This is a genomic window from Luteibacter sp. P1_D3 (genome assembly GCF_056406135.1).
On record NZ_JBFUAT010000005.1, the window covers coordinates 25,136 to 38,903 of the forward strand.

A 13,768-nucleotide genomic window follows, 5' to 3' on the forward strand; every position below is an offset into this window, starting at 1 on the left:
GCGTGGCGATCAGCGCACATGTGGAGTGCTCCCGGTGACGGCGTCACGACGGGCGGCACGTCGCGCAAGCGCAAGTATCCACGTAAACAGGCGTACCAGACGAAGGGCCGCCGCGGCGCGCAGGAGCAGTCGCGTGCCGGCACCGAAGGCGGCATCGAAGCCCGTCGCCTCGCGCAGCGCCACGTATCCGTAGCGGTCGGCCGTCACGAGCACGGTGAGACTGCGCTTGAGCCACGCGAGCGGCAGCCAGCGGCGGCCCATGCGCTTGTCACGTACCAGCTGGCGATATTGGTCGTACTCGAACAGCGCGATCCACGTCAGCAGAACCGCATCGAACGCCTGCCGGGACGAGGCGTTGTCGCCGTCGTTGTCCCAGTAACCGGAAATCTCGCGGGAAACATACGCCGCGTGCGATGCGAATGCGGTCGTCAGGATCAGGCCATCGCCCGTGTTCCCCATCTCCGGATAGAAGTGGAAGACATCACGCAGGTCCCGACGAAACAGGCAGTTGGTGATCAACGGGTAGTGCCCAAGCAGGCAGCGAAACACGCCGCTCCCCGCGCGGTAATAGCCCTCGTCCCAATAATCGAGCTGGCTGCCTTTGACCACGCCATGGACGCGGGTCGGCGCATTACAGGCGACCAGCCCGATGTCCGGATGACGGCCGAAGTGCCGCATGGCGGTCGCCACGAAGCCGGGCTCGTAGGTGTCGTCGTCGGTCAGGACCGAAAAAAAGTCGGCATCGATGCGGCCGGCGATGGCGTTGAAGTTAGCGATCATGCCGATGTTCGCGTCGTGGCGGATGTGCTGGACCCGGGAATTATCCGTATACAGGGAAGCCAACATCTCCGCCGTCGCGTCGGTGGAGTGGTTGTCGAGCACCACGACCTCGACGCCCGGCCAGGACTGGCCGAGCACGCTGTCGATCGCACGGCGCAGGCGCTCCGCGCGATTGAACGTCGGAATGAATACCTGGATGCGCGATGTCGGCGCCTCCGTCCCGGATTCAGGCGTCACGACTCTTCACATACATGAGCGACGTGATCTGCTCGGAAACCAGGCCGATCAGGAACACGATGACCGAGGCGCTCCACATCAGGGTCGACATGTTCGTCAGGCGCCCTTCGGTCAAGAACGTGTACAGATAGTTGGCCAGCCCGAGCGCGAAAAACAGAAAGCTGGCCGGCACGAACAGCTTCAATGGCGAATACAGCGTCGCGATCTTGAAGATGATGAGCAGGAAGCGCACGCCATCCTTAAGCGGCTTGATGTGGCTCTTGCCCACCCGCTCCGCCGCCTTGATGGGCTCGTAGGCCACTCCATAAGCACTGCGGAAGAACGCCATGGTGCTGGTGGTGGGGTATGAGAAGCCGTTGGGAAGCAGGTGAATGAATTCACGGAAGCGCTCCGCCCTCGCTGCGCGGAAGCCGGAGGTGAGATCGGCGACGACGTGACCGGTCATCCGGGTCGCCAGCCAGTTGTAGAGCGTGTTGGCCAGACCACGGCCAACGCCGGCCTGACTCTCCCAATCCCGGGCGCCGACGACCATGTCGTAGCCGGCATCGAGCCGGGCCACGAGCCGGGCGATGTCGGCCGGGTCATGCTGTCCATCGCCGTCCATAAAGACGAGGATCTCCCCCGACGCCTTCCGCGCGCCGCGCTTGATCGCGGCGCCATTACCCATCGAATAGGGTGAGGAAAGGCAAAGGACTCCCGACGCCGCGCATACCTCGCGCGTGTTGTCGGTCGACCCGTCGTCCACCACGATGATCTCGGCGCCCGGCTGGACGGCTGTCAGGCGGGGGAGAAGGTCTTTCAGTGCGGCCGCCTCGTTCTTGGCGGGCAGGATAATGCTGATACGGCTCAAGATATGTCCCCGATGGTCGTTGAATCATAAGGGATATCCGCATCGGGAAACGAGACACCCGGCGCTGCGTCCAGGCCGGATGCGGCTGGCGCCCGCTCAGGCCACAGCGCGTGACCAAAGCCACAATCTAGAGTAGATTCAGTCGCGTATCTCGGGGAAACGGGACCCAACATGGCTTCACAAATGCAGACGCCGATGCTGGCGGGCCTGACGGGCATGGCTCGTCGGCTGGTTACCGAGGGCGTCCTGCCCGAGGCGGACGTGCGCAAGGCGGTCCAGGATGCGGCAGAGAAGCGGGTCTCGCTGTCGGCCTGGCTAGTGGATCAGAATCTGGTCGAGAGTGCCAAGCTGTCCCAGGTCGCATCGTCCGAGTTCGGCATGCCCCTGATGGATATCGGGAACATGGTCGCGGCGAATATGCCGCTGGACCTGGTCACTGAGGCACTGATCACCAAGCATCAGGCGCTGCCCCTGTTCAAGCGCGGCAAGCGGCTGTTCGTCGGCATCGCCGACCCCATGCAGTCGCACGCGCTGGACGAGATCAAGTTCCACTCGAACCACATGGTCGAGCCCGTCCTGGTCGAACGCAGCCAGCTGAAGCGCATCATCGATGGCGCGCTCGCCTCGATGGGCTCCCAGGTTGCCGGTTACGAGGACGGCGCGCTCGATGAGCTCTCCCTGGAGGGTGGTGACGGCGACGACGAGCCGACGTCCGGCATCGATGCAACGGCCGGTGATGACGCTCCTGTCGTCAAGTTCGTCAACAAGATTCTGGTTGACGCGATCAAGCGTGGCGCTTCGGATATCCATTTCGAGCCTTTCGAAACCGTCTACCGCGTGCGTCTGCGCATGGACGGCATCCTGCGCGTGGTCGCCACCGCACCGATCAAGCTGGGCAATCGATTTGCCTCGCGCCTGAAGGTCATGAGCGGCCTGGATATCGCCGAGCGCCGGGTCCCGCAGGATGGTCGCATCAAGCTCAACCTGACCAAGACCCGCGCTATCGACTTCCGCGTCAGCACCCTGCCGACCCTGTTCGGCGAGAAGATCGTGCTGCGTATCCTCGACGGCTCCTCGGCCAAGCTGGGCATCGACAAGCTCGGCTACGAGGAGGTCCAGAAGAACCTCTACCTCGACGCCATCGAAAAGCCCTACGGCATGGTGCTGGTCACCGGCCCCACCGGCTCGGGTAAGACGGTGTCGCTCTACACGGCGCTGAACATCCTCAACACCGAGGGACGCAACATCTCCACGGTGGAAGACCCTGTCGAAATCCGTGTCGAAGGCATCAACCAGGTCCAGCAGAACGTCAAGCGCGGCATGACCTTCGCCGCCGCCCTGCGCTCCTTCCTGCGCCAGGATCCGGACGTGATCATGGTCGGCGAAATCCGCGACCTGGAAACGGCCGAGATTGCGGTCAAGGCCGCGCAGACAGGCCATATGGTCCTGTCCACCCTGCACACCAACGACGCTCCGCAGACCATCGCCCGCCTGATGAACATGGGTATCGCGCCCTACAACATCATTTCGTCGGTGACGCTGATCATTGCTCAGCGCCTGGCTCGCCGCCTGCACGACTGCAAGCGCGAGATCGTCCTGCCCGCGACCGCGCTGCTTGCCGAGGGCTATACCCAGGAAGAGATCGACGCCGGCTTCAAGGTCTATGAGGCGGTTGGCTGCGACGGCTGCAACGAAGGCTACAAGGGCCGTGTGGGTATCTATCAGGTCATGCCGCTGGTCGAGGACATCCAGAAGATCATCCTCGAGGGCGGCAACGCCATGCAGATTGGCGAGGTGGCCCGCCGGAACGGCATCAACGATCTGCGCGCGTCGGCCTTGCTCAAGGTCCGCAACGGCATGACCAGCCTGGCCGAGATTAACCGCGTCACCAAGGACTGAAACCGATCCAGGCCCTTCGGCGCACTCAAGATGTGCGCCAGATGGCAGAATCACCGACGACGAAAGCTTCACACTAGAATAAGAACAGGGGCCGACCGATAGGGGGCGGCGCCCTGAAGCATCAATCCGGGGGAACACCGCGTCATGGCCACTGCCACCGCCACCAAAAACGCGCGCGCCATCGGCGCCGCGCGCGCCGAGATAAGCAAGGTCATCCAGTACGACTGGGTCGCCCTCGACAAGCGCGGCAAGCGCATGAAGGGGGAGATGACGGCGAAGAACGCCTCCCTCGTTAAGGCCGAGCTGCGTCGGCAGGGCATGAACCCCCAGACGGTCCGGGAGAAAGCCAAGCCTTTGTTCGGCTCGACGGGGAGCAAGGTCAAGCCGAGCGACGTCGCCATTTTCAGCCGCCAGATCGCCGCCATGATGGCCGCCGGCGTGCCCATGGTCCAGGCGTTCGAGATCATCGCGAACGGCCAGAAGAACGTCCGCTTCAAGAACATGCTGACGGAGATTCGCCAGAGCATCGAGGGTGGTTCATCACTGCACGAGGCCCTCGGCCTCTACCCGGTCGAGTTCGACGAGCTCTATCGCAACCTGGTCCACGCCGGCGAGTCGGCCGGTGTGCTCGACACCGTACTCGACACCGTGGCGACCTATAAAGAACGCATGGAAGCCATCAAGGCCAAGATCAAGAAGGCCTTGTTCTACCCCATCATGGTGCTGGTCGTCGCCTTCCTGGTGTCGATGATCCTGCTTCTGTTCGTCGTCCCCGTCTTCCAGCAGACCTTCGAAGAAGCCAAGGTGGAACTGCCCGCGCCGACGGCTTTCATCGTGGCGGCTTCGAAGTTCGTCCAGTCCTACTGGTGGGCGATGATCGGTGGCATCGTCGGATCCATTTTCTCGGTCATCTTCTTCAAGAAGCGTTCGCTCAAGTTCGCCCACTTCCTCGACCGCATGTCGCTGAAGATCCCGGTGATCGGCGACATCCTTAACAAGTCGGCCATTTCGCGGTTCGCGCGCACCCTGGGCGTGACCTTCCATGCGGGTGTGCCGCTGGTGGAAGCGCTGGATGCCGTTTCCGGCGCGACGGGCAGTGTCGTTTACGGCGATGCCGTGAAGCAGATGCGTGACGACATCGCCGTCGGCCACCAGTTGCAGCTGGCCATGCGCCAGACCAACCTGTTCCCGAACATGGTGGTGCAGATGACCGCGATCGGCGAGGAGTCCGGCTCGCTCGACCATATGCTGTTCAAGGTGGCCGAGTTCTACGAGGCCGAAGTGGAAACCGCGGTGGACACCCTCGCCAGCCTGCTCGAGCCGTTCATCATGGTCGTCCTGGGCGTCCTCGTCGGCGGCATGGTGATCTCGCTCTACCTGCCGATCTTCAAGCTGGCCGGCACGGTCTGACCTCTCCGCCCCTGCGCCATGCACAATAGGAACCCTTCGCCCTCGCGGGCGGAGGGTTTTTTCTTGGATCACGGATTGCCCATGCTCGATTATCCCCTCGCCTTCTGGATCGGTGTCGCCGGTGTCTTCGGCCTCGCCTTTGGCAGCTTCCTCAACGTCGTCATCCTGCGCGTGCCCGAGCGCATGCAGGCTGACTGGCGCAAGCAGGCGCGCGAGGTGCTCGAGATCGATGCTCCCGAGGAACCCCGCCCGCCGGGCATCGTGGTCGAAGGCTCGCACTGCCCCAAGTGCAAGCACGCCCTCGCCGCACGCGACAACATTCCGCTGTTCGGCTGGCTGATGCTGCGCGGCCGTTGCCGCTATTGCCGTGAACCGATTTCAGCGCAGTACCCCCTGGTGGAACTGCTGGCGGGTGTCGCCAGCGCTGTCGTGGTGTGGCGATTCGGACCGACCATCGGCGCCCTGGCCGCCCTGACCATGACGTACTTCCTGATCGCCCTGTCCGGCATCGACGCACGAACCCAGTACCTGCCGGACGAACTCAATTACCCCCTGCTCTGGATCGGCCTTGGCCTCGCCCTTATCCCGGGTTGGCAGGCACTGCCCGTCGCACCCTCCTCGGCCATCCTCGCTGCCCTGATCGGTTACCTCAGCCTGTGGAGCGTCTATTGGCTATTCAAGCTGCTCACCGGCAAGGAAGGCATGGGTCACGGCGACTTCAAGCTGCTGGCGGCGCTGGGCGCGTGGCTGGGGCCGGTGGCGCTGCTGCCGATCATCATGCTGTCCTCGCTGATCGGCGCGCTGGTCGGCGGCGCCTTGATGCTGTTCCGCAAACACCAGCGCGAAGTGCCGATTCCTTTCGGACCTTACCTCGCGGCGGCCGRCTGGGTCTGGCTGATCTTTGGCGACACGCTTTTGAGTAGTTACCTGCACCTGGCGGGGATGCGATGAGCGGCTTTGTCGTCGCGCTGACCGGCGGCGTCGCCTCGGGCAAGAGCTCGGTGGAGCGTTGCTTCGAAGCGCTCGGCGTACACGCCTACGACGCGGATGTCGCGGCGCGCGCGGTGGTCGAGCCCGGGTCGGAGGCGCTGGCGGAGATTGCGCGCGCCTTCGGCACGGACGCGCTCGACAGCGAAGGACGCCTGGATCGCCCGGCCATGCGTAAGCGCGTGTTCGACAACCTGCTGGCCCGGACGACGCTGGAGGGCATTCTTCACCCGCGCATCCGTGCGTGGCTGCACGATGCCGTCCACGCCGACACCGGTCCCTACTGCATTCTCTCGATACCGTTGCTGGTGGAGAACCGCGCGAACTACGAGTGGGTCGACCGGATACTGGTCGTCGACGTGCCCGAGGCGATCCAGATCGAACGACTCACCCGGCGCGATGGCGTCGACGAGGCGCTGGCACGCAAGATGATTGCGGCGCAGGCGTCGCGTGAGCGGCGCCTGGCGATCGCGGACGATGTGATCCTCAATGAGGGGAGCGAGCAAGAGCTCGCCGGCAAGGTGGCCGAGCTGCACCAACGCTTCCTCGGCCTCGCTGCCCTGTAGGAGCCGATTCATCGGCGATCCCAGGTTGCGACACCGTTAGAGATCGCCGATGAATCGGCCCCTACCGAGCAGGGTCGCGCGATCACGGGTGTGCGCGATCGCGGGGCGGCTTAGACCGTCGAGGCGGCGGCGATGCGCTCGGCGACGAAGGTCTCGGCCAGCACCGGGCGACCGATGTGGTAACCCTGGACAAGATCGCAGTCCATCTCGACCAGGCGACGCAGGGTCTCCTCGTTCTCCACGCCTTCCGCCACAGCCTCCAGGCCGAGGCGATGGGCGACGTCGATCATCGCCTGGACGAGCAGCTCGGTACGGCGGTCGCCGATCATCGCGTCGACGAAGGTGCGATCGATCTTCAGCTCGGTCGCCGGGAAGTGGCGCAGGTAGGCGAACGAGGCATAGCCCGTACCGAAGTCGTCGATGGCCACGCGCACACCGTGGTCGCGCAGGCGGCGCAGCACGCGCACGCTCATGTCGAGGTCGGTGAGAAGTGCGGTCTCGGTGATCTCGATGATCGCCGATTCCGGCGGTACGCCCCAGATTTCCAGCGCGCCGAGCATGTGCTCGGCAAAGCCCTGCTCGACGAAGACGCGCGGGGAAAGGTTGATTGCCACGTCGAGCGGACAGCCGCCACGGTGAAGCGCCGCCGTGTGACGCAACGAGGCGTTGAGGCTCCAGCGGGTCAGTTGGACGATGAGGTCGCTGCGCTCGGCGAAGGGGACGAAGTCGCCCGGCGCGACTTCGACACCGGAGCGCGTATTCCAGCGCGCCAGCGATTCCACACGCACCACTTCGCCCGTCCGCAAGTCGCACAGTGGCTGGAAGGCCACGTGCAAGCGGTTGGCTTCGATGTCTTCGCGCAGTTCGCCGTAAAGAATTTCGATCGGCGTGACGTCTTGCTGATAGACCGCAAACGGTTCGCCGACGCGGAGCGCCTCGTCGTGCGCGAGCTCGGCACGTCGGTAGAGCAGCTCCGCCGTGGTGCCGTGCTCGGAGTACAGCGTCACACCGATCACCGCGCGGCCATGCCAGGGACGCTCGCCGCGCAGCAGCGGGCTGTCGAAGGCACCGACGATGCGCGTGGCGGCCAGCAGGGCATGCGTGCGATTGCGAATGGAGGGGAGCACGGCCACGAAGGTGTCGTCGCCGGCGACGAAGATCTTGTCGACATGGCGCACGGCCTCGACGATCCGTTCGCGGGCCGCGAGCATGATCTGGCTGCCGAACTCGAAACCGAAGCGGAGCTGCGCCTCGCGAATGCCCTGCAGGCGAATGACCAGGATGCCGCACATGCCCTCGGCGTTGGCCGTGCGGTCGAGGATGGCCTGGACGGCGGGCAGGATGTGTGACCGCTCGCTGGTCATGACAGGAAATACTCCCTGGGTTCGATGCCGTAACTGCCGGCGGCTAGTGTGCGAAGTATCTCGCGACGTACGCCGTCGGTCTGGCGCATAAGGTCGACAATCATGAACTCGTCGAGGTGGTTCTTGTCGGTGCGGGTAAGGATCGCCACGCGCGGTTGCAGGCGACGTGCCTGGTTCTGCACCATGACGATGGCCACTTCGCCGGTATTGAGCTCCACCAGCGAGCCGGTAGGATACACACCCAGGCAGGCCTGGAACTGCTCCACCAGCTCACCCTGGAATTCGCGGTCGCGACCGGAATAGATTTGCCGGATCGCAAGGTGCTGCGACACCGCCGGACGGTAGGGCCGCGGCGTCGACATGGCGTGGTAGGTATCGATGATCGCCGCCATGCGCCCGGCGAGCGGAATAGCCGTCCCGGCCAGGCCATGGGGGTAACCGCTGCCGTCGTAGCGCTCGTGATGGGTGAGCACCATGTCGCGCACTTCCATGTCGACGACGCCGGAGTGGTCGAGGATGGCCACACCCTCCTTCACGTGCTGGCGCGCGAGTTCCCATTCGGCGTCGTTGAGCGGGCCGCCTCGCTCGAGCATCTCTTCGGGCAGCTGCGACTTACCCACGTCCATCAGCAAGCCACCGGCAGCGAGGCTGACAATGGCGTCACCGGTGAAGCCCATGTGCCGGCCAAAGGCGGCGGCCAGGGTGCTGCAGCCGACGGCATGCTGGTAGGTGTAGCTGTCGCGCTTGCGCAGGCTCTGCATCCAGAAGAAAGCGTCGCCACTGCGCAGCACGCTCTCGACCATCGGGCGCACGGCACTCTCGACGGCGCCCTGATCGATGGCCCGGCCGGCCTGGAGGTCCTCGACGATACGTTCGGCGAAGCTCGCGACCGTGTCGAAAGCCTCCCGCGCGCGCGGCATCTCGTCATCGAAGGAGGCAGTGTCGGTGTAGCTGTGCCGGGTGACCAGGCGGGTGTTCAGGGCCGGGCGCGGCATCGCGGCGCGCACCGGGACGGCGGTCGTGACGTGGGCTGGCGTGACGCGGCGGTGCAGGTCGACGAACACGTACTTGCAGAAGCGCCGCAGCGCCTCGATGTCTTCTCGAGAGGCGATCGGCACCCCCTGCAACGGAAAGGGCGTGTCCGACCAATCACAATCGAGACGGCTCACGTACATGCCGATCTCCAGATCGGTCACGAACACGCGTCTCTCTACCAGGTCGTACGCCACGTTTCCCCCGCCTCCTTTGCCAAACAAAGCGCGCCATTTTGCCGAATCCGCGCCAGGTCAGCCAACCCACGGTCGTCGGTCCTATATCGGCCGGGGCCTCGGTAACTGTAGCGGGGATGCGTGTCAGATTACTGTGACTCGCCCGGTCTCATTCAGCAGGCCCCCTCCCTCGGAGATCCGCATGAACCGTCGCTCCCTGCTCGCCCCGCTCCTGATCGCGCTCACGGCCTGCTCGGCCGCCTCCGCCCGTGACGAGGGTGTTCGCCTTCCCGCGCCCACGGTCGACGCCGCCGCGGCGCCTGGCGAAGCCACGGCCGTGTTCGCCGGCGGCTGTTTCTGGGGTGTCGAAGGCGTATTCCAGCACGTCAAGGGCGTGAAGAGCGTCCGCAACGGGTATTCGGGGGGCGACGCCGCCCACGCGAACTACGACGACGTGAGCGATGGCGACACCGGCCACGCCGAGTCGGTACGCGTGGTGTACGACCCTGCCCAGGTCACCTATGGCCAGTTGCTCCAGGTGTTCTTCTCGGTCGCCCAGGATCCCACCCTGCTCAACCGCCAGGGCCCGGATTCCGGCACGCAGTACCGGTCGGCCGTGTTCTATGCCACGCCTGAGCAGAAGAAGGTGGCCGATGCGTACGTCGCCCAGCTGACGGCGGCCCACGCGTTTTCCGCGCCGATCGTCACCCAGGTCGCCCCGTTGAAGGGGTTTTACCTGGCCGAGGACGAGCATCAGGACTATATGCGGCTGAATCCGGACGCGATGTACATCGCGATCAATGACCGGCCGAAGGTGCTGGCGTTGGAGCGGATTTATCCGGAGCGGTATGTGGCGACTTGGGCTAACGGGCGCTGAGGCTAGCACCCGTTCGCCGATGAATCGGCTCCTACCGGGAGCCGATGCTTTACCCCACCATTGGCAGGTTCAGCCCCTGCTCCTTCGCGCAAGCGATCGCATCCTCGTAGCCGGCGTCCGCATGGCGCATGACGCCGGTGCCGGGGTCGTTCCACAGCACGCGCGCCAGCCGCTTGTCGGCTGCTTCGCTGCCGTCGGCGACGATGACCACGCCGCTGTGCTGGCTGTAACCCATGCCGACGCCGCCGCCGTGATGCAGGCTGACCCAGGTCGCGCCGCCAGCCACGTTGAGCATGGCGTTGAGCAGCGGCCAGTCGCTGACGGCGTCGCTGCCGTCGCGCATGGACTCGGTTTCGCGGTTGGGGCTGGCCACCGAGCCGGAGTCGAGGTGATCGCGGCCGATCACGATCGGCGCCTTGAGCTCGCCATTGCGGACCATTTCATTGAACGCCAGGGCGAGACGATGGCGCTGGCCGAGGCCGACCCAGCAGATACGCGCCGGTAGCCCTTGGAAGGCGATGCGCTCGCTCGCCATGTCGAGCCAGCGATGCAGGTGAGGATCGTCGGGGATCAGCTCCTTCACCTTGGCGTCGGTCTTGTAGATGTCTTCCGGATCGCCGGACAGCGCCACCCAGCGGAACGGACCGACACCACGGCAGAACAGCGGGCGGACGAAGGCCGGCACGAAGCCCGGGAAGGCGAAGGCTTCGGTGAGGCCCTCGTCCTTGGCCATCTGGCGGATGTTGTTGCCGTAGTCGAAGGTCGGCACGCCCATGGCGTGGAAGGCCAGCATCGCCTCGACATGCTTGCGCATGGATTGCTTGGCCGCGTGCGAGGTGCCGGCCGGATCGGACTTGCGGCGCTCGAACCACTCGTCCACCGTCCAGCCGGACGGCAGGTAACCGTTGACCGGGTCGTGCGCACTGGTCTGGTCGGTGACGGCATCCGGGCGAACGCCRCGACGTACCAGCTCCGGCAGCACGTCGGCCGCGTTGCCCAGCAGGGCGACGGAGACGGCTCGGCCTTCTTTCGCGTAACGGTCCAGGCGCGCCAGCGCGTCGTCCAGATCCGTTGCCTGCTCGTCCACGTAGCGGGTCTTCAGGCGGAAATCGATGCGGCTCTGCTGGCATTCGATGGTCAGCGACGACGCGCCGGCCAAGCTCGCGGCCAGCGGCTGCGCGCCGCCCATGCCGCCGAGGCCGGCGGTGAGGATCCAGCGACCGGCGAGACTGCCGCCGTAGTGCTGACGGCCCATCTCGACAAAGGTCTCGTAGGTACCCTGGACGATGCCCTGCGAGCCGATGTAGATCCACGAACCGGCCGTCATCTGGCCGTACATCATCAGGCCCTTGCGATCGAGCTCGTTGAAATGCTCCCAGTTCGCCCAGGCCGGCACGAGGTTGGAATTGGCCAGGAGGACGCGCGGCGCGTCCGGGTGCGACGGAAAGACGCCGACCGGCTTGCCGGACTGGATGAGCAGCGTTTCGTCATCGCGCAGTTCGCGCAGCGCCTTGAGAATGGCGTCGAAGCATTCCCAGTTGCGCGCGGCGCGACCGATCCCGCCATAGACCACGAGTTCGGCCGGGTTCTCGGCCACCTCGGGGTCCAGGTTGTTCTGCAGCATGCGGAACGGCGCTTCCGTCAGCCAGCTGCGGCAGGAGAGTTCAGTGCCGCGCGGTGCGCGGACGGTGCGGGTCGTGTCGATGCGCGTGAAGGCCGTCATCGGGGAGGCTCCGTCGATCCAGGGGAATCGCCGATTATGGGCTTCCTCCACGGCACCTCGCCAGCCGCGTCGCAGCAAACAACGCGTTAGTAGCCTGCGGGTTAGTGCCCTGCAGAGCCCGAGCTGGCCGGCGCGCCCCGCTGGGTCGTGCCGCGCACCCGCGGCACCGTCTGGTCACGCCGTACGTTGGCGTCCTGCTGGGCCTGGTAGGTCTGCTGCTGGGCGCGATCGGCGTTGTCCAGCTGAGTACGCAGGGCCGGATCCGTCGCGGTGCTGCGTTGTTGGCTCATGTTGTTCTGGCGCAACTGTTGCTGCACGGCGTTCTGGTTCTGCTGGTTGATCACCTGCTGGCGATTCACCTGCTGCTGGAACTGCTGGGTGTGCGAGGGCGTGGCGACGACAGGCCGCGCGACCGCCGCAGGCGGGGCCGGACGGGCCGCGGGAGCCGCTGCTCGCGCGGGCTGCGGCTGGGTTTGCGCCAACGCCGTCAGTGGCATGGCAGTCGCAAGAACGAACAGCAAGATCTTGTGAGATGAATTGGTCATGGGACTCGTCCATCATGGGCGGATTGCCTGGATATATAGAGCCTACGTCGACCCTCATGAACGCCACGTCGTCCACGCTGCAACGCGTCTTCATCGCGCTTTTCGCAGTGGCCCTGGCCGGTTGCGCCACGCGCCCTGCCACGCCTGCCGCCCCGCCCGTCTCTCCCGTGCTTCTGGTCTCGATCGACGCCTTCCGTCCGGATTACCTCGACAGGGGCCTGACGCCGAACCTGGTCGCCCTTGCGGCCGACGGCGCGCGAGCCCAGTACATGCTGCCCTCGTTCCCCTCGCTCACGTTTCCCAACCACTACACCCTGGTGACCGGACGCGTCCCCGACCGCAACGGCATCGTGAACAACACCATGCAGGACCCGGTGCTGGGCAAGTTCAGCCTGTCCAATCACGCGGCGACGAGCGACGGCCGCTGGTGGGCGGACGCCGAGCCGATCTGGGTGACCGCGCAGAAGCACGGGCTGCATACCGCGACGATGTTCTGGCCCGGCACCGAGGCGGCCATTCATGGCGTACGCCCCGACCACTGGATTCCCTTCGACGATTCGCTTACGTCGCGGCAGCGCGTAGACAAGCTGCTCTCGTGGATCGACGAGGCCGGTCCGAAACCCGCCTTCGATACGCTGTATTTCGATACCGTGGACCACGCCGGGCACGAGCACGGGCCGGATTCCGCCGAGCTGAACACCGCCCTGGGCGATGTGGACGACGCCATCGGTTACCTCGTGGCCCAGCTGCGCCAGCGTGGCCTCTACGAGCACATGAACCTGGTGATCGTGTCCGACCACGGCATGGCCTATGTGCCCAAGGGCAACATCGTTTTCGCCGACGACGCGACCGACCTCAACGCGCTCGACGCGGTGTCCTACGGCGTCATGGCCACGTTCAACCCGAAGCCGGGCGTGGACGCAGGCCTCGCCGTGGCGCGCCTGCTCGGCCCGCACGAGCACATGCACTGCTACCGGAAGCAGGACCTGCCAAAGCGCCTGGACTACGGCACGCATCCCCGCGTACCGGCGTTCGAATGCCTGGCCGACACCGGCTGGTCGATCATCAGCCGCGAGGCCCTCGCCAAGCGCAAGGACCCGATGTCGCTGGGTGAGCACGGTTACGACAACCTGGACCCGGCCATGCGTGCCCTGTTCGTTGCGCATGGTCCGGCGTTCGCGCGCGGGGTGAGCATCGCGCCCTTCCCCAACGTGGACGTGTATCCACTGATCATGAGCCTGCTGCGCCTGCCCGCCGAGGCCAACGACGGTCATATCGAGGACGTGACGGGCCTGCTGGCCCCCGCGCAAATCCCGTAGAAT

General features: G+C 65.4%; 12 protein-coding genes. 6 read left to right on the forward strand and 6 right to left on the reverse strand.

Annotated features, from left to right (window positions below; all coding sequences use genetic code 11):
* Nucleotides 1-9: 9 nt before the first annotated feature.
* Nucleotides 10-1,017, reverse strand: coding sequence for a glycosyltransferase family 2 protein (locus AC1DYM_RS05225; protein ID WP_477336628.1), 1,008 nt, complete (start codon nt 1,015-1,017; stop codon nt 10-12).
* Nucleotides 1,007-1,867 (reverse strand): glycosyltransferase family 2 protein, encoded by an 861-nt coding sequence (locus AC1DYM_RS05230; protein ID WP_477336630.1) that lies wholly within the window; start codon nt 1,865-1,867, stop codon nt 1,007-1,009. The genes AC1DYM_RS05225 and AC1DYM_RS05230 overlap by 11 nt, the downstream gene beginning before the upstream one ends.
* Before the next feature lie 171 nt (nt 1,868-2,038).
* Between AC1DYM_RS05230 and pilB the strand changes: the two genes are divergently transcribed.
* The 4 genes from pilB to coaE all read left to right on the forward strand — a co-directional run bounded on the left by pilB (nt 2,039) and on the right by coaE (nt 6,729).
* On the forward strand, nt 2,039-3,766 hold the full coding sequence (gene pilB, locus AC1DYM_RS05235) for a type IV-A pilus assembly ATPase PilB (RefSeq protein WP_477336632.1): 1,728 nt from the start codon (nt 2,039-2,041) through the stop codon (nt 3,764-3,766).
* 144 nt (nt 3,767-3,910) lie between these two features.
* The gene (locus AC1DYM_RS05240) at nt 3,911-5,176 is read left to right on the forward strand and encodes a type II secretion system F family protein (RefSeq protein WP_477336634.1); all 1,266 of its coding nucleotides are present in this window, start codon (nt 3,911-3,913) and stop codon (nt 5,174-5,176) included.
* Between the two features lie 81 nt (nt 5,177-5,257).
* Nucleotides 5,258-6,127, forward strand: a complete 870-nt coding sequence (locus AC1DYM_RS05245) for a prepilin peptidase (protein WP_477336636.1) — start codon at nt 5,258-5,260, stop codon at nt 6,125-6,127.
* Nucleotides 6,124-6,729 (forward strand): dephospho-CoA kinase, encoded by a 606-nt coding sequence (gene coaE, locus AC1DYM_RS05250; RefSeq protein ID WP_477336638.1) that lies wholly within the window; start codon nt 6,124-6,126, stop codon nt 6,727-6,729. The genes AC1DYM_RS05245 and coaE overlap by 4 nt, the downstream gene beginning before the upstream one ends.
* Before the next feature lie 110 nt (nt 6,730-6,839).
* Here the strand turns inward: coaE and AC1DYM_RS05255 are convergent, their stop codons facing one another.
* Entirely contained in the window at nt 6,840-8,093 is a 1,254-nt protein-coding gene (locus AC1DYM_RS05255; RefSeq protein ID WP_477336640.1) for a putative bifunctional diguanylate cyclase/phosphodiesterase, read from the reverse strand.
* Nucleotides 8,090-9,322: an HD-GYP domain-containing protein gene (locus AC1DYM_RS05260; RefSeq protein WP_477336642.1), complete on the reverse strand. Its 1,233-nt coding sequence runs from the start codon at nt 9,320-9,322 to the stop codon at nt 8,090-8,092. The genes AC1DYM_RS05255 and AC1DYM_RS05260 overlap by 4 nt, the downstream gene beginning before the upstream one ends.
* A 181-nt stretch (nt 9,323-9,503) precedes the next feature.
* Here AC1DYM_RS05260 and msrA point away from each other — a divergent pair, with 181 nt between their 5' ends.
* Nucleotides 9,504-10,178 (forward strand): peptide-methionine (S)-S-oxide reductase MsrA, encoded by a 675-nt coding sequence (gene msrA, locus AC1DYM_RS05265; RefSeq protein ID WP_477336644.1) that lies wholly within the window; start codon nt 9,504-9,506, stop codon nt 10,176-10,178.
* A gap of 49 nt (nt 10,179-10,227) precedes the next feature.
* Here msrA and hutU read toward each other — a convergent pair whose 3' ends face one another.
* Together hutU and AC1DYM_RS05275 are read right to left on the reverse strand one after the other, a co-directional pair.
* The gene (hutU, locus tag AC1DYM_RS05270; protein ID WP_477336646.1) at nt 10,228-11,901 is read right to left on the reverse strand and encodes a urocanate hydratase; all 1,674 of its coding nucleotides are present in this window, start codon (nt 11,899-11,901) and stop codon (nt 10,228-10,230) included.
* Nucleotides 11,902-12,002: 101 nt separating this feature from the next.
* Nucleotides 12,003-12,446 (reverse strand): hypothetical protein, encoded by a 444-nt coding sequence (locus AC1DYM_RS05275; RefSeq protein ID WP_477336648.1) that lies wholly within the window; start codon nt 12,444-12,446, stop codon nt 12,003-12,005.
* A 56-nt stretch (nt 12,447-12,502) separates the two neighbouring features.
* Here AC1DYM_RS05275 and AC1DYM_RS05280 point away from each other — a divergent pair, with 56 nt between their 5' ends.
* Complete coding sequence (locus AC1DYM_RS05280; protein WP_477336650.1) at nt 12,503-13,765, forward strand: alkaline phosphatase family protein; 1,263 nt, start codon at nt 12,503-12,505, stop codon at nt 13,763-13,765.
* Nucleotides 13,766-13,768: the final 3 nt, after the last annotated feature.

Coding starts and splice junctions, on each gene's coding strand:
- pilB (WP_477336632.1), top strand. CDS start 2,039: ATGGCTTCACAAATGCAGACGCCGATGCTGGCGGGCCTGACGGGCATG.
- AC1DYM_RS05240 (WP_477336634.1), top strand. CDS start 3,911: ATGGCCACTGCCACCGCCACCAAAAACGCGCGCGCCATCGGCGCCGCG.
- coaE (WP_477336638.1), top strand. CDS start 6,124: ATGAGCGGCTTTGTCGTCGCGCTGACCGGCGGCGTCGCCTCGGGCAAG.
- AC1DYM_RS05255 (WP_477336640.1), bottom strand. CDS start 8,093: ATGACCAGCGAGCGGTCACACATCCTGCCCGCCGTCCAGGCCATCCTC.
- msrA (WP_477336644.1), top strand. CDS start 9,504: ATGAACCGTCGCTCCCTGCTCGCCCCGCTCCTGATCGCGCTCACGGCC.
- AC1DYM_RS05275 (WP_477336648.1), bottom strand. CDS start 12,446: ATGACCAATTCATCTCACAAGATCTTGCTGTTCGTTCTTGCGACTGCC.
- AC1DYM_RS05280 (WP_477336650.1), top strand. CDS start 12,503: ATGAACGCCACGTCGTCCACGCTGCAACGCGTCTTCATCGCGCTTTTC.